At 60.2% G+C, this 21,462-nt stretch carries 22 protein-coding genes and 1 pseudogene; 20 read left to right on the top strand and 3 right to left on the bottom strand.

Annotated features, from left to right (window positions below; all coding sequences use genetic code 11):
* Positions 1 to 48: 48 nt before the first annotated feature.
* The 7 genes from KQ659_RS03700 to ccsA (KQ659_RS03670) all read left to right on the top strand — a co-directional run bounded on the left by KQ659_RS03700 (position 49) and on the right by ccsA (KQ659_RS03670) (position 5,888).
* Positions 49 to 720: a heme exporter protein CcmB gene (locus KQ659_RS03700; protein WP_394369638.1), complete on the top strand. Its 672-nt coding sequence runs from the start codon at positions 49 to 51 to the stop codon at positions 718 to 720.
* A 17-nt stretch (positions 721 to 737) separates the two neighbouring features.
* Positions 738 to 1,493 (top strand): cytochrome c biogenesis protein CcsA, encoded by a 756-nt coding sequence (ccsA, locus tag KQ659_RS03695; RefSeq protein ID WP_226915661.1) that lies wholly within the window; start codon positions 738 to 740, stop codon positions 1,491 to 1,493.
* Positions 1,483 to 1,731: a CcmD family protein gene (locus KQ659_RS03690; protein ID WP_216690249.1), complete on the top strand. Its 249-nt coding sequence runs from the start codon at positions 1,483 to 1,485 to the stop codon at positions 1,729 to 1,731. Before ccsA (KQ659_RS03695) ends, KQ659_RS03690 begins: the two co-directional genes overlap by 11 nt.
* A gap of 133 nt (positions 1,732 to 1,864) precedes the next feature.
* Positions 1,865 to 2,293 (top strand): cytochrome c maturation protein CcmE domain-containing protein, encoded by a 429-nt coding sequence (locus KQ659_RS03685; RefSeq protein WP_216690250.1) that lies wholly within the window; start codon positions 1,865 to 1,867, stop codon positions 2,291 to 2,293.
* Between the two features lie 223 nt (positions 2,294 to 2,516).
* On the top strand, positions 2,517 to 2,936 hold the full coding sequence (locus tag KQ659_RS03680) for a nucleotidyltransferase substrate binding protein (RefSeq protein ID WP_216690251.1): 420 nt from the start codon (positions 2,517 to 2,519) through the stop codon (positions 2,934 to 2,936).
* A gap of 3 nt (positions 2,937 to 2,939) precedes the next feature.
* Positions 2,940 to 3,272, top strand: a complete 333-nt coding sequence (locus KQ659_RS03675; protein ID WP_216690252.1) for a nucleotidyltransferase family protein — start codon at positions 2,940 to 2,942, stop codon at positions 3,270 to 3,272.
* A gap of 15 nt (positions 3,273 to 3,287) precedes the next feature.
* On the top strand, positions 3,288 to 5,888 hold the full coding sequence (ccsA, locus tag KQ659_RS03670; RefSeq protein WP_216690253.1) for a cytochrome c biogenesis protein CcsA: 2,601 nt from the start codon (positions 3,288 to 3,290) through the stop codon (positions 5,886 to 5,888).
* A 391-nt stretch (positions 5,889 to 6,279) separates the two neighbouring features.
* Here ccsA (KQ659_RS03670) and KQ659_RS03665 read toward each other — a convergent pair whose 3' ends face one another.
* Positions 6,280 to 9,930, bottom strand: a complete 3,651-nt coding sequence (locus tag KQ659_RS03665; RefSeq protein ID WP_216690254.1) for a T9SS type A sorting domain-containing protein — start codon at positions 9,928 to 9,930, stop codon at positions 6,280 to 6,282.
* 242 nt (positions 9,931 to 10,172) lie between these two features.
* Between KQ659_RS03665 and KQ659_RS03660 the strand changes: the two genes are divergently transcribed.
* The 9 genes from KQ659_RS03660 (at position 10,173) to pruA (ending at position 16,837) form a co-directional block, all read left to right on the top strand.
* A complete protein-coding gene (locus tag KQ659_RS03660) occupies positions 10,173 to 10,967 on the top strand; it encodes a Rossmann-like and DUF2520 domain-containing protein (protein ID WP_216690255.1) in 795 nt (264 codons plus the stop codon).
* 70 nt (positions 10,968 to 11,037) lie between these two features.
* A complete protein-coding gene (locus tag KQ659_RS03655; protein ID WP_226915662.1) occupies positions 11,038 to 11,373 on the top strand; it encodes a 2Fe-2S iron-sulfur cluster-binding protein in 336 nt (111 codons plus the stop codon).
* Between the two features lie 119 nt (positions 11,374 to 11,492).
* Complete coding sequence (gene iscX / locus KQ659_RS03650; RefSeq protein WP_226915663.1) at positions 11,493 to 11,729, top strand: Fe-S cluster assembly protein IscX; 237 nt, start codon at positions 11,493 to 11,495, stop codon at positions 11,727 to 11,729.
* A gap of 140 nt (positions 11,730 to 11,869) precedes the next feature.
* Positions 11,870 to 12,064 carry a cold-shock protein gene (locus tag KQ659_RS03645; RefSeq protein WP_216690257.1) on the top strand — a complete coding sequence of 65 codons (195 nt, stop codon included), beginning with the start codon at positions 11,870 to 11,872 and terminating at the stop codon, positions 12,062 to 12,064.
* 147 nt (positions 12,065 to 12,211) lie between these two features.
* On the top strand, positions 12,212 to 13,150 hold the full coding sequence (locus KQ659_RS03640) for a geranylgeranylglycerol-phosphate geranylgeranyltransferase (protein ID WP_216690258.1): 939 nt from the start codon (positions 12,212 to 12,214) through the stop codon (positions 13,148 to 13,150).
* Positions 13,151 to 13,245: 95 nt separating this feature from the next.
* Positions 13,246 to 13,938: a YjjG family noncanonical pyrimidine nucleotidase gene (locus tag KQ659_RS03635; RefSeq protein ID WP_216690259.1), complete on the top strand. Its 693-nt coding sequence runs from the start codon at positions 13,246 to 13,248 to the stop codon at positions 13,936 to 13,938.
* A gap of 133 nt (positions 13,939 to 14,071) precedes the next feature.
* Complete coding sequence (locus KQ659_RS03630; RefSeq protein WP_216690260.1) at positions 14,072 to 14,620, top strand: hypothetical protein; 549 nt, start codon at positions 14,072 to 14,074, stop codon at positions 14,618 to 14,620.
* Between the two features lie 63 nt (positions 14,621 to 14,683).
* A complete protein-coding gene (locus KQ659_RS03625; protein ID WP_216690261.1) occupies positions 14,684 to 15,091 on the top strand; it encodes an energy transducer TonB in 408 nt (135 codons plus the stop codon).
* Positions 15,092 to 15,172: 81 nt separating this feature from the next.
* Complete coding sequence (gene pruA, locus KQ659_RS03620; RefSeq protein ID WP_216690262.1) at positions 15,173 to 16,837, top strand: L-glutamate gamma-semialdehyde dehydrogenase; 1,665 nt, start codon at positions 15,173 to 15,175, stop codon at positions 16,835 to 16,837.
* 121 nt (positions 16,838 to 16,958) lie between these two features.
* Here pruA and KQ659_RS21755 read toward each other — a convergent pair whose 3' ends face one another.
* The gene (locus KQ659_RS21755) at positions 16,959 to 17,903 is read right to left on the bottom strand and encodes a PAS domain-containing protein (protein ID WP_226930087.1); all 945 of its coding nucleotides are present in this window, start codon (positions 17,901 to 17,903) and stop codon (positions 16,959 to 16,961) included.
* Positions 17,795 to 18,094, bottom strand: a complete 300-nt coding sequence (locus tag KQ659_RS22010) for a PAS domain-containing protein (protein ID WP_408610788.1) — start codon at positions 18,092 to 18,094, stop codon at positions 17,795 to 17,797. Before KQ659_RS22010 ends, KQ659_RS21755 begins: the two co-directional genes overlap by 109 nt.
* Positions 18,095 to 18,355: 261 nt before the next feature.
* Between KQ659_RS22010 and KQ659_RS03610 the strand changes: the two are divergent.
* From KQ659_RS03610 to KQ659_RS03595, 4 genes and pseudogenes are all read left to right on the top strand, one after another.
* Positions 18,356 to 18,736: pseudogene (locus KQ659_RS03610) on the top strand (NADH-quinone oxidoreductase subunit A); the annotation flags it as partial.
* A 101-nt stretch (positions 18,737 to 18,837) separates the two neighbouring features.
* Positions 18,838 to 19,395 (top strand): NADH-quinone oxidoreductase subunit B, encoded by a 558-nt coding sequence (locus KQ659_RS03605; protein WP_226915664.1) that lies wholly within the window; start codon positions 18,838 to 18,840, stop codon positions 19,393 to 19,395.
* 110 nt (positions 19,396 to 19,505) lie between these two features.
* The gene (locus KQ659_RS03600; RefSeq protein ID WP_216690265.1) at positions 19,506 to 20,066 is read left to right on the top strand and encodes an NADH-quinone oxidoreductase subunit C; all 561 of its coding nucleotides are present in this window, start codon (positions 19,506 to 19,508) and stop codon (positions 20,064 to 20,066) included.
* Positions 20,067 to 20,259: 193 nt separating this feature from the next.
* Positions 20,260 to 21,447 (top strand): NADH-quinone oxidoreductase subunit D, encoded by a 1,188-nt coding sequence (locus tag KQ659_RS03595; RefSeq protein ID WP_226915852.1) that lies wholly within the window; start codon positions 20,260 to 20,262, stop codon positions 21,445 to 21,447.
* Positions 21,448 to 21,462: the final 15 nt, after the last annotated feature.

Genomic DNA, 21,462 nt, shown 5'->3' with positions numbered 1-21,462 from the left:
CGTTCAATCTGTGGTCTATCTTTACAGCCCGAAACTGAACCCCTGCCAGTGCTGCTCCGCGAAATCTCCACCTTGTTAGCCAAAGACTTCCGCCTCGAATGGCGGCAGCGGGCGGCGCTGGGCGGGTTGCTGCTGTACGTGGGCAGCACGGTATTCGTATGCTTTCTGAGCTTCAGCCTGCGCGGCGGCACCCCGCCCCCGCCGGCCTGGAACGCGCTGCTGTGGGTCATTCTGCTCTTTGCGGCCCTGAACGCGGTAGCCAAAGGATTCATGCAGGAAAGCCCGGGCCAGCGGCTGTACTACTACACGCTGGTGCGGCCCCAGGCCGTTATTCTGGCCAAGATGCTGTATAATACCCTGTTGCTAATGGCGGTGGCATTGTTGGGACTCTTCCTTTACACGGTGTTTCTGGGCAATCCCATTCAGGATGCGCCGCTGTTTGTGGCCAACTTGCTGCTGGGGGCCGTGGGCTTTGCCACTACGCTCACGCTGGTGTCGGGCATTGCGGCCAAGGCGGGCGGCAATGGGGCCACGCTCATGGCCATCCTAGGCTTCCCGCTGATGGTGCCCATGCTGCTGCTGCTCATCAAGGTGAGCAAGAATGCGCTCGATGGGCTGGACCGGGGCCTGAGCCACCAGTCGCTACTCACGCTGCTGGCCCTGAACATGATAGTGGGCGCAACTTCGTATCTGCTGTTTCCTTTTTTGTGGCGCGGTTGATTTTTAATTAATTACCTATGACTACAGCGGCAATTATTGGCAGTGTGTCGGGCCTCGTGATGACGGTGGGCGGCGTGTGGGGCGGGCAGCGCCTGGTGGAGCAGCGTGGCGGCGGCGCACTCTGGAAAGGCCTGGCCGTGCTGCTGATTGTGGGCGCGACGGTGGCCGGCTTTCTGGCCCCGGTGCCAGCCCTGCCCATTGTGAACGAGAGCATCCGCAACCTGTTCTTCCACGTACCGATGTGGTTTGCCATGATTATGGTATTACTCGTATCGGTGTGGTATTCCATCCGGTACCTGCGCGAGCCTTCGGCCCGGCTCGATGTACTCGCCCATGAGTCGGCCAAAACCGGCATCGTGCTGGGCCTGCTGGGCCTGGCCACCGGCAGCCTGTGGGGCCGCTTCACCTGGGGCGCGTGGTGGACGCCCGACCCCCGCCTGAACGGCGCGGCCGTGGCCATGCTCATCTACGGGGCCTACCTGGTGCTGCGCGGTTCGTTTCAAGACGAGCAGCAGCGGGCGCGGGTTTCGGCTATCTACAACATTTTTGCGTTTGCGGCGGTCATTCCGCTGCTGTTTGTGCTGCCCCGCCTCAGCGGCCCCTCGCTGCACCCGGGCCAGACCGGCAACCCGGGCTTCAACCAATACGACCTCGACAACACCATGCGCAAGGTGTTTTACCCGGCCGTTATCGGCTGGATTTTGTTTGCCTTTTGGGTGGCCCAGGTGAGCAGCCGCTACGTTTTCCTGAAACTGAAACACGATGAACAATAAGCTTGTCCTGCGCCCACTGGGGCGCGTTTGCCAACTACTGCTGCCGCTGTTGCTACTCACTTCGCTGGCTTTTGCCCAAACGGCCGAGGTGGCCCCCACCATGGCCGATGACCTGCGCGCCAGCGGCAAAATATACGTGGTGGTGGCCGTGGTGGCCATCATCGTGGCGGGCCTGTTGGCCTACCTCATTTCGCTCGACCGCAAAGTGAGCCGCCTCGAAAAAGAAATGAAGTCCTAGCGGCTTACCCGGGCACCCAAGTCCCCCCAGACTTGTTATCACCTCGCAATTGTCCCCATTAAAAAACCGCCCGGAGCCAGCGCCATCCACGAAATCCGTGAAATCCGCTTAAATCCGTGCTAATCCGTGGTATATGAAGAAGACGCATCTGTTCATTGTTGCCATTATCGCGGTAGCCGCCGCCATCATTCTCAGCACCACGGCCGATGCCAGCGTGTACGTGGGCTTTGGCGAGGCCCGCACCCGGGCCGCCGAGGGCAACACCACCAAAGTGCACGTAGTAGGCAAGCTGCCCCGCGATTCCCAGAAGAAGCCCATGGGCCTGGAGTATGACCCGGTATCAGACCCTAACTACTTCGCCTTCACGCTGGTCGACACCACACACCTGGCCCAGCGCGTGGTGTACAACAACCCCAAGCCCCAGGATTTCGACGCTTCCGAGCAGGTCGTTATCACTGGCTGCATGAAGGGCGACGTGTTCATGGCCGACCAGATTCTGCTGAAATGCCCCAGTAAGTACGTGAAGAAGGATTTGAAGGGCGCGACAGCTTCGATCAACTAAGCATTGACAGCCCCTGACCGGAAACCAGGCAGTGTGGGCAACGAAAATTCGTTGCCCACACTGCCTGGTTTTTAGTTAAACCCGTTTCAAATGCCTGGGCCCGCGACTTTTTCACCGACCGATTGTTATTGAGTCTCCCGGCTCCAGCGGCGCGGCCGTAAATTTGCCATTGCTTGGGTGGCCCCGAAATTTTCACCATTGCCTTTTTCCTGCATTCTGCTTCATGGACACGCTCGACCTAACCGCTCTGGAACGCTGCCTGGCTACGCTGGAACGCGCGCATGCCCGGCTGGTCGTGACCAGTCCGACCAACGACGACCATGACCTTTTTCGGGCGGCCTGCGTGAAGGAGTTTGAATTGATACTCGAAATTGTAGTGAGGCTGCTGCGCAAGGTGCTGCGTGAATACGTGACCTCGACCCGTGAGCTGAATGAAGTACCGTTCAAGCATATTCTGCGGCTGGCGGTCCAGCATGGCCTGCTTAGCCTCGATGAAGTGGACCGCTGGCTGCTGCACCGCGACAATCGCAACACTTCAGCCCACGAATACGGGATGCAGTTTGCCGAGAAAATCGTGAGTTCCCTGCCCACCTTCATCAGCGATACCCACGCGGTGCTCGCCACCCTGCGCCAACAAGCCTGACCCATGCTGCATCTGCGCCCCAAAGACCTCGCCTTAGTACACGACCTCATCGCCCGGCACCTGCCCGCCGAAGTTGCCGTGTGGGCCTACGGCAGCCGCGTAAACGGCAACCACCACGAGGGCAGCGACTTGGATTTGGTGCTGCGCACCCCCGACCTGACCCCGCTGCCGGGCCGCCTGCTCGCCGGGTTCCGCGAAGCGCTGACCGAGAGCAACCTCCCGATTTTTGTGGATACGCACGACTGGGCTACCCTGCCCGAGTCGTTCCATCCGAGAATTCTTAACCGCTACGAAGTGGTGCGTCCCTGCGCGCCCGTACCAGCGGTAACCGCCTGATTTTACTTGTTGCTTATGAACTTATTAGTAGGACAAATCGGCCACCTCAGCGTCATTCTGGCCTTCGCGGCGGCGCTGGTGGCGGCGTATAGCTATTTCCAGGCCTCGCGGGGCCGGGCGCTGGGCGAGGAAGACGCCAGCTGGCTGCGGCTGGGGCGCGGCGCGTTTTTCGTGCACGCCATAGCCATTATCTCCGTGATTGTGTGCTTGTTCAACATCATTCACGCGCACCGCTACGAATACTATTACGCCTGGAGTCACAGCTCGAACCACCTGCCGGTGCAGTACATGATTTCCTGTTTCTGGGAAGGCCAGGAGGGCTCATTCCTGCTCTGGATTTTCTGGCATGTGGTTATCGGCCTGTTTATCATGCGCTACAATAAGAAGTGGGAAGCACCCGTAATGGCCGTGTTCAGCGGCGTGCAGGTGTTTCTCGTGAGCATGATTGTGGGCGTGGTGCTCGGCGGGGTGAAGATTGGCTCGTCGCCGTTTATCCTGCTACGCGAGTTCCTGACGGACCTGCCGGTGTGGAAGATGAACCCCAACTTCGTGCCCAAGGACGGCACCGGCCTGAATGCTCTGCTGCAAAACTATTGGATGGTGATTCACCCGCCCACGCTGTTCCTGGGCTTTGCGCTCACACTGGTACCGTTTGCCTTCGCCATCGCCGCGCTCTGGAAAAAGGAGCTCACGGCCTGGGTGAAACCCGCTTTGCCCTGGACGCTCATCGGCGGCGGCGTGCTGGGCGTGGGCGTGGTAATGGGCGCTTACTGGGCCTACGAAACGCTGAACTTCGGCGGCTACTGGAACTGGGACCCGGTCGAAAACGCCGTGTATATCCCTTGGCTGGTACTGGTGGCCTCGCTGCACGGCATGGTGCTGTGGCAGAAGCGCCGCACCGGCCTGCGCACCGCGTTTGCGCTGGTGGTGGCTACGTTCATCCTCATTCTCTACGCCACCTTCCTCACCCGCAGCGGCGTGCTGGGCAATGCCTCGGTGCACTCATTCACCGATTTGGGCCTGTCGGGCCAGCTGTTCCTCTACCTGGCTTTCTTCACGGTGCTGGCCGTGGCCCTGCTGATTTGGCGCTGGAAAGAGATTCCGATTTCAGCCAAAGAGCTGAACGCCTACAACCCCGAGCTGTGGGTATTTGTGGGGGCCACGGTACTGTGCCTGGGCGCGTTCCAGGTGCTGTTCACGACTAGTATTCCGGTCTACAATTCGTTTATGGGCCTGATTGGAATCAAGACCAACGTGGCGCTGCCGGCCGACCAGATTGCCCACTACTCCAAGCTGCAGCTTTGGATGGGTGTGGGCGTGGCCCTGCTTTCGGGCATCGCGCAGGTGATGTGGTGGCAGCGCAATACCAAAGAAACTCTCATCAACTCCCTCACCGCGCCCACACTACTGGCCCTGCTGGGCACGGCGCTGGTGGTGCTGCTGGTGCGCTACAACGAGCTCACCATCTCGCCGGCCTACGTGGTGCTCACGCTGGCGGGCCTGTTTGGCGTGCTGGCCAACTTTAGTACCATCTTCACCTTATTGCGGCGGGGTGTGCGCCTGTCGGGGGGCGCGGTGGCCCACCTGGGCATCGCGCTGATGCTGCTGGGCATTCTGGCGTCGTCGGGCTACTCCAGTATCATTTCGCGCAACGTGTCGGGGCTGCTGTATTCGCGGGAGTTTACCGAAGACCTGAACCGCGACAACGTGCTGCTGTGGCGCAACGAAACCGCGCCTATGCACGGCTACCAACTCACCTACACGGGCCAGTTTTTTGAGGTGCCCGGCGTGCCCGGCTACGTTGACAAGCAGTTCCTGTACCGCACCGACGACGACTACAAGGCCGTGGCCCGCACGCCCATTGCCGTTGATGGCAAGACCTACTACGCCACCGGCGACACGGTTGAAATCCTGCCCGAAAACACCTATTACCGCATCAATTACAAGGACCAGAAGTCGGGCGAGCAGTTCACGCTCTACCCCCGGGCGCAGGTGAACGAGGAAATGGGCGGCCTGCTGGCCTCGCCTGCCATTAAGAAATTCTGGGGCCACGACATCTACACGCACATCAGCTCGGTGCTCGACCCCCGCAAGGAGAAGCCCTGGAGCGAGGCCAAGGAATCGGTACTGAGCGTGGGCGATACCATTTTCCTCAACGACTACTTTGCCGTATTCCGGGCCGTGGAGGCAGCGCACGAAACCGCCGGCCTCAACCTGCAAAAAGGCGACCTCGCCCTGCAGGCCGACATGATTGTGTACGGCGAAAAGCGCCAGTACCACGTTCACCCCGTGTTTGTGGTGCGCAACCGCATGGTGGGCAGCCTGCCCGACGAGGCCGAAGACCTCGGCGTCCGCATCACCTTCAACGCCGTAGACCCGGCCAAAGGCAAGTTCACCTTCGGCGTGAGCACCACCCAAAAAGACTACGTGATTCTGAAGGCGATGGAAAAACCCTTCATCAACCTGCTCTGGAGCGGTACGCTGCTCATGGCCATCGGCTTTGGGCTGAGCGTGCGGCAGCGCGGCGGCAAAGGCGTGCTGGCCGATACATCGGCCGAAGCCGAAGCGCCGGCCGAGTCCAGCGGGCGGGCCGTGCGGCCCCAGCCAGTGGGGTAAACCTCCCAATCAGAAACAAGAAAGCCATTCCTGCGCGCAGGAATGGCTTTCTTGTTTCTAGCATCCCATTCATTGGTACTCTTGCTGCTACCGCAGATAATCGAATTATAATGGTCACGAAATGGATTGCGAAAAGCGAAGTAGGGTACGGAGCCTGCCCCCACCCGGCGTTGAACGGCTACAACTGCTTCGTTCAACGCCGGGCGGGGGCGGGCCCCGCACCCTACCGCTGTTTCGCAATCTCATTCGTGACGAGCATATCAGGCATGTAATCTTATTTTCCAGAGTTAAGAATCAGGTTTCCAAACCCGGCCTGCCTTTCCTGACGCAGACACAAAAAAAGGGCCGCCCAATGGGCGGCCCTTTTGCCGAAGTGCAGCGAAGCCGAAGCTTACTTCACAATCGAAATCTGCTGCTGGGTGTACTCCTCGCCGTTGCGCACTTTGAGGGAGTAGATGCCCGAAGCAAGCGACGACAGGTTCACGCTGTTGCTGAAATTGTCCTTGGCCGAGCCCGTGTACACGCGCTGACCAAGCATGTTGATTACTTCCACGCTCATGGCCTGCCGGGCGTTGGCCCCATGGATTTCGAGGTTGAACACGCCCGTGTTCGAAGGGTTCGGGAACACGCTCACGGCGCGCTTCAGCGCCTCCGAAGTAGCCAGCGGGCCGGCCGTGATGGAGAAGTCATCCACGGCCAGGAAGCCCTGGTTGGCCAGGCTGATGGCGTGGAAGCCCACGTAGTAGCTGGCCGCCGTGGCGGGCGTGATGTCGAGCACAGCCGGGGTGGTGGCGTTGCTGGCCAGCAGGTACGCAGCGCTGGTCATGGCCGTGTTGGTGTAGAGGAGGTTGGTCTGGCCTGCGGGCGTGGCGGCGGTGCCGTACTTCACTTCCAGGCCTTCGGTGTAGCCACCGGTGGCCACACGGTAGTAGAACGACACGCGGTAGCGCTGCGTGGTCACCAGGCTCAGGGCCGGGGTGAAGAACCAGTCGTTGGCCGCTACCGTGGGGGTCGGGCCCTGGTTGTTGTAGGAGTACACCATGGCATTGGGAGCCGAGCGGGCCACGTTGGTGGCGGCGGGGTCTACCACGGTGCTGGTGGCACGCCAGGTGAAGCTGTCGTTGTTCACATCGGTTACCGTAATGCCACAGGGCAATGCCTGGTTGGCAGCCACCACGTCGAAGTTCTGGGCGTAGGGGAAGGCAGCGATGATGGGCGGCGTGCAGGCCGTGGTCACCCGTACCGGGCCACCCAGGCCGCTCAGCGACGTGGCGCTGCAAATGGTCTGGATGTAGAAATCGTAGGTCGTGCTGGCCGACAGGCCAGTCAGCGTGTAGGTGGTACCGGTGAAGGTGGCCGAGGTAGTGCTGCCGGCACCACCGGGCGTGAAGCCTTGCGCGCCGTACACAATCTGGTAGCCCGTAGCACCGGCTGCAGCCGTGAACGAGAACGAAGCCGAGGTAGCCGTGCTGCCCGTGATGGCCAGGGCCGTAGGCGTGGGGCAGGTGTTAGGAGCAGCCGTTTCGGCTTCAATCATGTAGCGCGAGTTGTTGCTGGCGGCATCGACCGGGGCCGTGGCCGTGGTGGTCGTGATGTTGATGGTGTAGAAGGTAGCCGGGCGGGCAGGCGTTTCGTCCTGCACAGCCACCGGGAACACGGCGGTACTGTTGGCGGGCGTTACCTGGGCAATGCCCACGAGGAAATCGCCGGCCGGCACGTTGGCCGTCAGGTTGAAGGTGTGCAGCTGGCCCAGGTCGGCGGCAGTGAGGGTGTAGTCGGCCGAGCGGCCAATTACAGCCCCGGTGGTAGCGTTCACCACTACGCCAAACACGGCAGTATTGCTGGTGAGCAAGTTGGGGTCGTTGTAGATAAAGGCGCGCACGGCCGAGATATCGCGCGTGGCATTCACGGTGAGTTTGGCGCAGAAGGCAATGGTGCGGGCCGCGGTAGTTACCGGTACCCCGAAAGCACCGGAGGGCGCTACGCCGGGGGCGATGAACGAGAATTTGGTGGGGCTCGTGGTCATGACCTGCGCCACCGAGTTGTTGCCGTTCACGTCATCGTTGGGCACGGTCACGGTCACGGTGTTGGCACCGGCGTTAGCCAGGCTGATGTTGGCGAAGCTCACTACGTTGGTTGCGCCCACAGCCAGCGAGGTCACCGTCTGGGTCAGGGTCAGGGTATTGGCTCCGGTGATGTTCAGCGTAACCACGGTGGGGGCGGTGATGGCGGCGGCCCCGGCGTTGCGCACCACGGCACGCAGGCTGAAGGGGTTACCGGCCGGTACGGCCACCGAGCCGTAGCCCTGAATCTCATTCACGGCCACGTCGTTGTTGGCCGGGGCAGCCGTCACGGCTTCCACCAGGTAGCGGCTGGTACCGGCGGCAGCATCCGTCGGAGTTCCTCCGGCGGGCGAGAAGCGGTAGAAGGTACCCGGGCGGGTGGGCGACTCGCTCTGCACCCCCATGGGGAAGAACGAAGCCGTGCCGTTGCTGGCCGGCGATACCTGCACCATGCCCACAATAAAGTCACCGGCCGGCACCGTTACCGGTGAAGTCAGGGTGAAGGTGTGCATGGCGTTGATGTCGGCAGCCGTCACTACAAAATTGGCTGAGCGGCCCAGTACGGTACCCGTCCCATCGAGCACGATGCCGTAGAGAGTTTCACCCACGGTCGTTTTTTGGGTAGGTGGGCTAGAAGGGGCATCGTACACAAATGCCCGCACAGCCGTTACCGAACGGGCCGTACTCAGCGAATACTTGGCTCCGAAGCCCAGCTCACTGCCCGAGGGATAACCCACGGCGCTGGAAGCCCCCACGCCCGGCGAAACGTAGGAGAAGGTAGTGGTGTTCACCACTTGGGTTTCAGCCTTGGAGTTATTCTGGGTATTGTCGTCGTTCGGTACCGAAACCGTAACAGTGTTGGTGCCTTGGTTGGCCGACGTGTAGGCGGCAAACGTTACCGTAGCGCTGGCGCCCACGGCCAGCGCCGCAATGGTCTGGGTATTGGTGAAGGTGTTGGCCCCGGTCACGTTCAGGGTCACCACCAGGTTGGTCAGGGAGTTGGTGCCGTTGTTGCTCACCAGGGCTTTCACCGCGTGCGGAGCCGCACCGGGCACCGCCAGCTGGTTGATGGTGTAGAGCTGCGAAATGCCGGCATCGTTGGGCACGGTGGGCACAAAGCGGTAGGTGCGGCCATTGTCCGGCGGCACCGACTGGCGGAAGTTGAACGCGCCGGTAGCACCGGCCGTTACGGGGCCGCTGGCAAAGGTCACGGCCGCATCACCCCACGGCGATATCGAACCCTTAGTAACCCGTACAATCTGAGTAGCCCCGTTGCCGGCGCCTTTTAGGCCCGTCTGGGCATATTTGAAGTTGTTGTTGGCCGCCGCCGCCGCAGTTGGTGCCGCGTACACAAAGTCAATGGTTCCGTTGACTTCGTACAGCTTCACCTGGAACGCCATGTTGGCGTACTGGTTCGCGATGCTGGTGCCGCCGGCTTGGGAAAGCTGGGCCTTATCGGCCACGTTTTTCCACTGAATGGTGCACACCCGGTTGGGGGCGGTGCCGGTGGTAACCATGCGGTACTCAGCGGTGCTGGTGCCGCTCAGCAGGTCGTAGTTGAAGGGCGACACTAGGTTGATATCGTCGGCACCGGTGCCCAGCAGCGTGCCACCGCTGTTAAACTCAGCATAGGCCGTGTAGAGGGCTACAGTAGGAGCCGTCATACCAGCCGCCGCGCCTAGCTTCAGGAAGCCGTTGGTGTTCAGAATGAAGCGGTCCATCGTTGCGCCGTTGTAGGCGAAGTTGAACCCGATAAGCTGCTCGGCCGAGTTGGCGTCGTCGGTGCTCGAAGTGCTGATGACCGTGCCGGTCGTGCCCAGGTCGGAGTAAGTGCCAGCCAGGTTCTGGGTGTTGGCAACCGGGTAGTTAAGGGTTGTTTGCGCCTGCGCGCCCACGGCGGTACCCGTGGCCAGCAGCGCGGCCAGGGCAACATGCCGCAAACGCGCATTTGGCCCCGAACGATTGTAGTGGTGGTTCATTGAAAAGAGGGTGTAAAATGGGTGAATAGAGAGAATTATGGGGTTGAGCGAATGAGTGTAACCAGCCGCTGTGCCAGTTAACTTACAGGTTAGCCGGTAGCTTTGGGGATACAAGTTGCTAAACTTTGGGCACAAATCAGTGAACCCGCGCCTTTTTGCAGCGACCTCAACCATTGCACTGGCAGCAATAACGCAGTCAATCGTTTATCCTATTTTATAAATTTATATTATATCATTAATTAATGATAGTTAATCATCCTGATTCCCTGCAAATTGGCCTGTTTGGCGCGGGCCGTGTGGCCAGCCAGCTGGCTCCGGCTCTGGTGGCCGCCGGCCACCGGCTGGCCTTCGTGTGGAGCCGCACGGCCACGGCCGCCGAAGCCCTGGCGGCCACGCTGCCCGGCACGCCCGCCCTGGCCACCCTGGCCGCGCCCCTGCCCCCCGCCGACGTGTACCTGCTGGCCGTGCCCGATACTGCCGTGGCCCCGCTGCTGGCCGGCACCACCTGGCCCGCCGGGGCGCTGGTGGCCCACCTGGCTGGGGCCCTGCCCCTGGCGATTTTCGAAGTGCAGCCGGCCGTGCGGGGCGGCGTGTTCTACCCGCTCCAGACTTTCAGTCCCGGCCGCGCCATCGACTGGCCCACGGTGCCGCTGTGCATTGAGGCGGCCGATGCCGGGGCCGAAGCCACGCTGCTGGCGCTGGCCGGCAGCCTCAGCCGGCACGTGCGGCAGCTCGCCTCGGCCCAGCGCCTGAAGCTGCACGTGGCAGCCGTTTTTGCCAACAATTTCACCAACCACCTGTTGGGCATTGCCGATACCCTGCTGGCCGAGGCCGCCCTGCCGGCCGAGCTGCTGGCCCCGCTGGTGCGCGAAACCGTAGCGAAAGCCCTGGCCAACTCACCGTTTGGCGTGCAGACCGGGCCGGCCGTGCGGCACGATGCGCCCACGCTGGCCGCCCACCACGCCGCCCTGGCGGCCCACCCGGCCTGGCAGGCGCTCTATGGGCAGCTCACGGCCAGCATCCAGGCCCAGCTTTGATGCCGGGACCGGAGGCAGTACCTTTGCAGTGGCAAATGCCGTCTATTATTCGTCTTATTCGCTTCTCGTTTTGTCCGCTTCCGCCACCACCATCACCTTCCAGTTCAACGACGGCCAGCCGGCCCAGACCCACGTGGCGGCCTCTGGCGAGTCGGTGCTCGACGTGGCCCTGAACAACGGCATTCAGTTGCAGCACAACTGCGGCGGCGTGTGCGGCTGCAGCACCTGCCACGTCTACATCAACTCCGGCGGCAACGACCTGCCCGAGATTTCCGATAAAGAAGAGGACTTCATCGACCGCGCCGAAAACCCGCGCATCAACTCCCGCCTGGCCTGCCAGTGCGTAGTGGAGGCCGATATGCAGCTCGTCGTCACCATTCCGCCCCAGCACTTCCTGGGACACTAGGTTTTTAAATGTGAAAATATGATTGATATGGAAATGTGAAAATGCTTTCAGCAGCGCACTATTTCTTAAATCAAGCATTTTCACATCTTCACATTAATTCACATTTTCACATTTCATCCGTGAACCACTTTGAGCCGCCCATGCACTGGGCCGACCACGAGGATATTGCCATGGCCCTCTACGAGAAGTTCGGCGACGACTTCACGGAAGCAAAAATCTACCGCATCCGCTTCACCGATTTGATTGATTGGATACTGAGCCTGAACAACTTCGACGGCACCCGCGAGCAGGCCACCGAGGGCCACTTGGAGCAAATCCAGGCTAAGTGGGTGTACGAGTGGCGCGATAACCAATAACGGACGAGCCTGAGCCGCCGGCCGGCCAACCCCGCGTTGGTTTCCCGCGTAAGCGGGTTTGGAATGGCATTATTGGTGCCGTTTCAGGCCTTTCCGCAGCCTTTACCCGGGCGGTTTTTCTTTTCCTTTTTGTTTTTTGCATGAAAACCGGCATCATCAAATTTTTTAACGAGGCCAAAGGCTATGGCTTCGTGACCAACGACCAAACGAAAGAAGACTTTTTCGTACACGTAACGGGCCTGAACGGGACCACAGTGCAACAAAACGACCGGGTAGAATTTGAGACCCAGGAAGGCCGCAAAGGCATCAATGCCGTGAACGTGCGCAAAATCTGAGCTTGAAAACGCTCTGATGGCTGCCCCCGCGCCATCGCAGAAGCCTCTCCCGCCACGGAGAGGCTTTTTTGTGCCCGGCACGCGCCCACCGCCCACCAACAGCCCGCCACTTTCGCCGACCTTTGCACTTCGCCCCGCGCTCTGCCGATGAACCAGCTGCCCCCCAAGCCGCCTGCCCCCGTCCTGCCCCCGCCGCACCCCACCGGGGGGCTGCGCACGGCCCTGCCCACGCTGGTGCGCTGGCCCAACCTGCTGATTATGCTGCTGTGCCTGGCGCTGGTGCGGGCCGGCCTGCTGCTGCCCGGTCTGCCGCTGCGGCAGTCGCTGCTGGCCCCGCGCTTCGGGCTTCTGGTGTGGGCGGCGCTGCTGATAGCGGCGGCGGGCTACATCATCAACGACTATTACGATGTAAAAATTGATGCCATCAACCGCCCCGACCGGCTGGTGATTGGCCGCGTGGTGAACCGGCGCATGGCCATGCTGGCCCACATGGTGCTCAGCGGCGTGGGCGTGCTGGTGGCCGGCTGGCTGCACCCGGTGCTGGGGGCCGTCACGCTGGGCGCGGCACTGCTGCTATGGGGCTACTCAGCCCGCTTCAAGCGCATGGCGCTGGTGGGCAACCTCAGCATTGCCACCCTCACGGCGGCGCTGGTGCTGCTGCCCGAGCTGCAATTGCAGCTCCAGCGCCACGACAACAACAGCGTGGTGTGGCCCTACGCGCTGGCCGCGTTCCTGCTTACCATGGTGCGCGAAATCGTGAAAGATGTGGAAGACATGCGCGGCGATGCCCAGCACGGCTGCCGCACGGTGCCGCTTGTGTGGGGCGTGGCGCGCACCAAGTGGGTGGCGGGCTTTTTTCTGGCCTGCCTGGCGCTGCTCACGCTGGGCGCTACGGGCCGGCTGCTGGTGAGCGGGCACTGGCCACTGGCGCTGTGGCTGCTGCTGCTGGTGCTGCTGCCCATGGCCCAGCTGACGCGCCTGCTCATTCGAGCCGACCGGCGACGGCACTTCCGCCACCTCAGCACGTTCTGTAAGGGCATTATGCTGGCGGGCGTGCTGAGCATGGCCCTGGCCGGCTCGCTGTGACTTTAGTTGTCAGTTACTGGTTGCCCGTTATTGGTTTAAAGGCTTATTCAACAAAACAAACAACTGACAACCAACAACTGATAACTAAACCCATAATGAAATACCGCCACCTCTTCTTCGACCTCGACCACACGCTGTGGGACTTCGAGAAAAACGCCAACGAAACTCTGCACACGCTGTATGAGCGGCACGATTTTGCCCGCTACGGCACCTTTGCGGTGGAACAGTTTATCAGCGTGTACAGCGACATCAACCACGCACTGTGGCGTATGTACCAGAACAATAAAATCACGCAGAAGCAACTGCGGGAAACCCGCTTTGTGCGGACGCTAACGAAGCTGGGGGTGGCCGAGCCCGACATCCCGACCAATATTTCGGATGAGTTTACGGACCTCCTGCCCCTGAAATCGGCGGTATTTCCCTACACCCACGAGGTGCTGGACTACCTGAAACCCAAGTACCACCTGCACCTCGTCACCAACGGTTTCAACGATGTGCAGGCCCTCAAGCTGGATTCGTCCAACCTCACGCACTACTTCCAGGAGCTCATCACTTCCGAGCACAGTGGCCACCTCAAGCCCGACCCGCGCATGTTTGCGCACGCCCTGGAGCGTACCGGTGCCACTGCCACCGAAAGCCTCATGATTGGCGATAACCTGGAATGCGACGTACTGGGCGCCCACAACGCCGGCATCGACCAGGTGTATTTCAATCCCGACAAGCGCCGGCACTTCAATACGATAACGCACGAAATCAGCTGTTTGAGCGAACTAAAGGCGTTTTTGTAATAACCCAAAAAAGAACGTCATGCCGAGCGTAGTCGAGGCATCTCGCGTGCCGCAGTAACTCAATCGTTGAACGATGCGAGCGAGATGCCTCGGCTGCGCTCGGCATGAGGTTCTACTGTTTCCCACCAATTCCATGGTACACCTCATTGGCCTCTCCGGCCGCCGGGGCAGCGGCAAAGACACCGTGGCCCGCCTCATTCAGCAGCTCCAACCCGAGCGCAACTGGCAAATCCGCTCCTTCGGCGACTCCATCAAATCCGTCTGCGCCGCCCTTTCGGGCGAGGATGTGGCCCCCTATTATTCCCAGAAAGGCAAGGCCGAGCTGGTGCCCACCTTCCACCGCACGCGGGGCGAAATGCTCCAGCAAGTAGGCCAGGCCCTGCGCGACTGGGAGCCGCTGGTCTGGGTCGATGCCTTCTTCGCGGCCCTGCCACCCGATGCCTTCATACTCGTACCCGACATCCGCTTCGCCAACGAGGCCGACCCCATCCGCGCCCGTGGCGGCCTCATGCTGCGCGTGGAAGGCGACCCGCTCCAGCAGCGCGGCGACGGCACCCGCGACGACAACCATCCCAGCGAAATTGCGATGGACGACTACCCAAACTTTGCCGCGACCCTGCACAACACCAGTTCCCGCGACGGCCTCACGCGGCAGGTGCGTGAGCTGCTGGGGCAGATGTAGTTTTGAATGGATAATCCTTTCAGCAGTTTTATGAAGCAGTTTATCTTTCCCATTATTTGCATAATGTCTGCATCTGTTAGCTGCTATGCACAATCTCCTTGTGATTCGCTGTATGCGGCAGAGGACCGTTTTTGGAAAAGCTTTATCGACAAAGGCAACGTAGGGCTAATGTTATTCGATGTACCTCCAAAAGTGACTTCCGGCAAGGAAAAATTAGTCAACTATACTGGTAGTAAGGATAAAACAGGCACTGTCATGTACCGAGTAATCGTGGATAAAGATGGCAGTGCTACCTGCTTAAAACTTGAGTATACCAGCAACAGCCTGCTTGTTGAGGATGCCAACCAGATAGTATCAACGCTAAGATTTGCTCCTGCGCTGCTAGGTGGTAAAGGGATAAGGTCCACAATGAACTTTACCGTTCGCTTCTATGAAGCAGAGTCAAGGAAACGTAAGAATTCAAGTTTCTAACGCGACTGCGGCTACTTCAGATTCCCTCTACCTTTGCCCCATCCCACCCCAAACCCTCCTTCAACCTAACCCGAACCCACCATGGCCAACGGCTTTTTCAACGTCCCCGTCCCGATTAACGAACCCGTCAAAGGCTACGCGCCCGGCTCGAAAGAGAAGCTGGAGCTTCAGCAGGAGCTGCAGCGCCTGAAAAACCTGGAGTTGGACATCCCCATGCACATTGGCGGCGAGGAAGTGCGTACCAGCAACCTCAAGCGCATCAGCCCGCCGCACGACCACCAGCGCACCCTCGGCCACTTCCACTACGGCGACGCCAGCCACGTTACGCAGGCCATCGACGCGGCCCTGGCCGCCCGCACCGCCTGGGCCGAAATGCCCTGGGAGCACCGCGCCGCCATCTTCCTCAAAGCTGCCGATTTGCTGGCCGGTCCCTACCGTGCCCGCATCAACGCGGCCACCATGCTGGCCCAGAGCAAGAACGCCTTCCAGGCTGAAATCGACGCCGCCTGCGAGCTGATTGACTTTTTCCGCTTCAACGTGCACTTCATGCGGCAGGTGTACGAGCAGCAGCCCGAGAGTCTGCCCGGCATGTGGAACCGCCTGGAGCAGCGTCCCCTCGAAGGCTTCGTGTTCGCCCTCACGCCATTCAACTTCACGTCCATCGCCGCCAACCTGCCCTCGTCGGTAGCCATGATGGGCAACGTGGTAGTCTGGAAACCAGCCGATACCCAGGTCTACTCGGCCCAGGTCCTCATGGAGCTGTTCGAGGAAGCGGGCGTGCCCGCCGGCGTCATCAACCTGATTTACGCCGATGGCCCCGTGGTGGGCGATGTGGTGTTCAAGCACCGCGATTTCGCCGGCATCCACTTCACCGGCTCCACCAAGGTGTTCCAGACCATCTGGCAGGAAATCGGCCAGAACATTGCCAGCTACAAGTCCTACCCCCGCATTGTGGGCGAAACCGGCGGCAAAGACTTCATCCTCGCCCACCCCTCGGCCCACGCCAAAGCCGTGGCCGTGGGCATCTCGCGCGGCGCGTTCGAGTACCAGGGCCAGAAATGCTCTGCTGCCTCCCGCGTGTACCTCCCCAGCAACCTAGCCGATGAAATTCTCGGCTACGTGAAGGAAGACCTTGCCTCCTTCAAAATGGGCGATGTGGAAGACTTCGGCAACTTCATCAACGCCGTTATCGACGAGCGTTCCTTCGATAAGCTCGCCAAATACCTCGACGGTGCCAAAGCCGACCCGAACGCTGAAATCATCGCCGGCGGCGGCTACGACAAGTCGAAAGGCTACTTCATCGAGCCCACCGTCATCGTGGCCAAAGACCCTAAATACATCACGATGTGCGACGAGCTGTTCGGCCCCGTGGTAACGGTGTACGTCTACGACGCCGACAAATTCGAAGAAGCGCTGGAGCTGGTCGATTCGACCTCGCCCTACGCCCTCACCGGCGCCATCTTCTCGCAGGACCGGTACGCCATCGACCTGGCCTCGAAGAAGCTCATCCACGCCGCCGGCAACTTCTACATCAACGACAAGCCCACCGGCGCCGTAGTCGGCCAGCAGCCCTTCGGCGGGGCCCGCGCCTCCGGCACCAACGACAAGGCCGGCTCCATCCTGAACCTGCTGCGCTGGGTGTCGCCCCGCGCCATCAAGGAAACCTTCGTGCCCGTGACGGACTACCACTACCCCTTCCTGGGCTCGGAGCCCAAGGAGGACTTGAACCGCGACAAAGGCTTGTAGAAGCTGGCCACCGGAACTGTTTTTTTTATCTTGAAGCAGTTTCCTCACGTATTCTAAAACACGAAAGCCACTTCTGCACCAGAAGCGGCTTTCGTGTTTTAGAATACCTTTCTACGCCCATTCAGCAGTCGCAGGGCTCATCATCAACAATCTCATCATACTCAAAAAGCGACTGAATGACTCGGATTTCTTTGCTGTCCACCGGCTTATGAATCAGGTCGGCCACCAGGTCGTAATGCCTGGATTTCTCCAGGTCCTTCAGGGCCAGCGACGAGGTGAGAATATAGATGTGGCAGGTCCCGCGCAGGGCATCCTGGTAGGGTGCCAAGGCATCCAAAAACTGCCAGCCGTCCATTATCGGCATGTTCAGGTCCAGGAATATTATCTGAGGCACGCGCTGCTTTTTGCTCACCAGCTTGTCCAGCGCCTCCTGGGCCGACTGAAACGTGCAGATGCAATTGGAAAACCCTTCAGCCTGCTTGCGGGATGTGATGTCCTGCATGGCCCCCATCATGCGCACGGCCCGGCCCGCCGCGTCGCGCAGCAGGTATCCCCGGTCAAATACCTCGGCCCAGGTGCCGTTGGCCCGCCGAAACCGGTATTCCTCCTGCCAAAACAGATTTGTGGTTTCGAAAGCCGCGTGCCGCAGGCCGGCCACTACGCGCGGGCTGTCGTCGGGATGCACATAGTCGGCCCACTCGCTGAAGGGCATGGGATTCTGCGCTAGCTGGTAGCCGAATAGATTTTCAAACCCCTCACCCCAATACAATGAGTCGTCACTGATGGTCCAGTCGTAAATGGCATCGGTAGTGGCTTTCAGGGCGTAGGCCAACCGCTCGTTGCTGATGCGCAACGCCTTTTCCACCTGCTTTTCCTTAGTGAGGTCGTGCACCACGCCCAGCAGCTGGCAGCAGCGGCCGTCTTCGTCGGGCACGGGCGTTACGCTCACTTCGCCCGTTACCTGACCGGTGGGGTAATCGGTCGTTTCCTGCCACACCACACGTTCCATGCTGGCAATGGCTTCGCGGTACTTGCTGAGCACCAGGCTGAGCGAGGGTTCCGGAATAATATCCCCCCGTAGCGGCCCACTACCTGCTCTACCGGCTGGCCGGTCGTTTTCTCAAACGCTTTATTAGCGAACACAAACCGGTAGCGCCCCTCGCCCTCCACGTTCAGCACAAACGTGACATCGACAATGGTATCGAAAAGGACCGAAAGCTGGTGCTCTCGTTCTGCCAGGGCCGTATTAGCCGCCATGAAGTTACCCGAAGTATCAGCAGGATTAGACATAGGGAGGAAGGATAGTGCCCAGCTTGCCCCTATTAAGGAAGCACATCCAAGCAAAAGCCAGCAATACGCCGAATATTCCCGACCGGTGCAACCCCAACGGGCCGCCATCGCCGGCCCAAACCGGCCGTCCACGTAGCGGTTGTCGCCTCAACATTGCGCCCCAACCCCGTGGGCGCTACCTTTGCCCTTCAGCGCCCGTGAGGCCTGCTTGCTATATAATTGACCGCTATGTACCTAGCCCTGCCCGTCAACGGTTATCAGCCGTCCGACTACCTGCCGATACTCATCCAATTTGGCCTGGCCCTGGCTTTTGTGGCCTTCGCCATGATTGTCTCGCACCTGGTAGGCCCCAAGCGCCACAGCACCGTGAAGGATGCTTCCTTCGAGTGCGGCATCGAGTCGGTGGGCAACGCCCGGACGCCTATTTCGGTGAAGTACTTCCTGACAGCCATTGTGTTCGTGCTGTTCGACGTCGAGGTTATCTTCATGTATCCGTGGGCCGTGAACTTCCGCGCCTTGGGCCACGCCGGCTTCATCGAGATGCTGGTATTTATGGCGCTGCTGCTGGCCGGCTTCTTCTACATCATCAAAAAGGGCATTTTGCGCTGGAACGAAGCACCAATGGCCCAAACTTTCGCCGCCACGCCGGTGTTAGAAAACCGGCCCGCCCAAGTGTCGAAAGCTGCCTAATCTGCTTGTCTCTTATAACTATGGCTGATAACCGAGTTCCTGAAATTAAATCCGTTGAAGCGCCCGAGGGCGTGGAAGGCGCCGGCTTCTTTGCTACCTCGCTGGAAAAGGTGGTGGGCATGGCCCGCGCCAACTCGCTCTGGCCCCTGCCCTTCGCCACGTCCTGCTGCGGCATCGAATTCATGGCCACCATGGGCTCGCACTACGACATTTCCCGCTTTGGCTCCGAGCGCCCCAGCTTCTCGCCCCGTCAGGCCGATTTGCTGATGGTGATGGGCACCATCGCCAAGAAAATGGCCCCCATCGTGAAGCAGGTATATGAGCAGATGGCTGAGCCCCGCTGGGTGCTGGCCATGGGTGCCTGTGCCTGCTCGGGCGGAATTTTCGACTCCTACTCGGTGCTGCAGGGCATCGACCGCATCATCCCGGTCGATGTGTACGTGCCCGGCTGCCCGCCCCGCCCCGAGCAGGTCATCGACGGGCTGATGCGTGTGCAGGACCTGGCCCGCAACGAATCCATGCGCCGCCGCAACGCCCCTGAGTATCAGGCCCTGTTGGAATCCTACAACATCAAGTAAATTAGCTGTTAGCCCTTAGCGGTTAGCTGTTAGCTTTTTCTGAGCAGACAGGTTTCCGGTGAACATGAAAAGCTAACAGCTAGCAGCTAACAGCTAATAGCTACAACGAAATGACTCCTCAAGATGCTGCCGTCGCGCCCGAAGCGCCCGTTGCCGAAGACCCGATAAAGGCCCAGAATTCGCAGGTGCTTGCCTTGCTCACCCGCCTGTTCGGCGCGGATACTTTTACCGATGTGCACGAGCCCTACGGTCTGCTCACGGCAACCACCACGCGCGAACGCATCCACGAAATCATTGCCGGCCTGCAGCAGGACCAGGAGTTGAAGTTCCACTTCCTGACCACGATGTGCGGCATTAACTACCCCGAAAACCCGAGCCAGGAGCTGGGCATGATTTACCACCTGCACAGCCTGACGAAGAACATCCGGCTGCGCCTGAAAATCTTCTTCCCCGTTGCCGACCCGGTGGTACCCACCCTCACCGACCTCTACAACACGGCCAACTGGATGGAGCGCGAAGCCTACGATTTCTACGGCGTCATCTTCACCGGCCACCCCAACCTCATCCGCATCCTCAACGTGGAGGACATGGATTACTTCCCAATGCGCAAGCAGTACCCGGTGGAAGATGGTACCCGCGAAGACAAAACCGACCTGTTTTTCGGCCGGTAATTATTTGGTACTTAGTTGTTGGTGCTTGGTGCTTGGTACAAACAACATTTAAACCGACAAGCAAGCACGAGTTACCCTAAACCAAGCACCAAAAATCAAGCACCAGGCACCAACTAAAATGGCAGTAAACGACGCCCTGGCAGGCACCCACAAGATTCAGGAAGAGGCCGCTGCCCAGCGAGCCGGCCAGTTGATGCCCATTCTCAACGACTTCAGCCAGGAGCTGACGACGCTGAACCTGGGTCCGACGCACCCCGCCACACACGGCATTTTCCAGAACATCCTGCAAATGGATGGCGAGCGCATCGTATCCGGCGTGCCCACCATCGGCTACATCCACCGGGCGTTTGAGAAACTGGCCGAACGCAAGCCGTTCTACCAGATTACCACCCTCACCGACCGGATGAACTACTGTTCGTCGCCCATCAACAACCTGGGCTGGCATATGACGGTGGAAAAAATGCTCGGTGTGACCGTGCCGAAACGCGCGCAATACATCCGAGTGATTATGATGGAGCTGGCCCGAATTACCGACCATCTCATCTGTAACTCTATTCTGGGCGTGGATACGGGCGCGTTCACGGGCTTTCTCTACCTGTTTCAGGAACGTGAGAAGGTCTATGAAATCTACGAGGAGGTGTGCGGGGCCCGCCTCACCACCAATATGGGCCGCGTGGGTGGCATGGAGCGCGACCTCTCGCCCGTGGCTATCGACAAGCTCCGCGCCTGGCTGAAAAGCTTCCCGGTGGTGATGAAGGAGTTCGAAAGCATGTTCAACCGCAATCGCATTTTCATGGACCGCGTGGTAAACGTGGGCCCGATTTCGGCGGAAAAGGCCCTGAGCTACGGCTTCACCGGCCCCAATCTGCGGGCCGCCGGCGTCGACTACGACGTGCGGGTGATGAACCCGTATTCGAGCTATGAAGACTTCGAGTTCGACATTCCGGTGGGCACCAACGGTGATACCTACGACCGTTTCATCGTGCGCAATGAGGAAATCTGGCAGAGCCTGCGCATCATTAATCAGGCCCTCGACCGCCTGCCCGACGGCCCCTACCACGCCGACGCGCCGCACTACTACCTGCCCGACAAGCCGGACGTGTACAAGAACATGGAGGCCTTGATTTACCACTTCAAAATCGTGATGGGCGAGATTGATGCCCCCGTGGGCGAGGTGTACCACGCGGTGGAAGGCGGCAACGGCGAGCTGGGCTTCTACCTGGTGTCGGACGGCGGGCGCACGCCCTACCGCCTGCACTTCCGCCGGCCCTGCTTTATCTACTACCAGGCGTACCCCGAAATGGCCGTGGGCACCACGCTCTCCGACGCCATTGTTATTCTCTCGTCCATGAACGTCATCGCCGGCGAACTGGACGCCTAGTTTTTGCTATTGATA

Origin of the sequence: Hymenobacter siberiensis, from assembly GCF_018967865.2 — a bacterium.
Taxonomy (GTDB): Bacteria; Bacteroidota; Bacteroidia; order Cytophagales; family Hymenobacteraceae; genus Hymenobacter; species Hymenobacter siberiensis.
The sequence above is the reverse complement of the archived record's forward strand: the minus strand, read 5'-3'. Positions and strand labels throughout refer to the sequence as shown.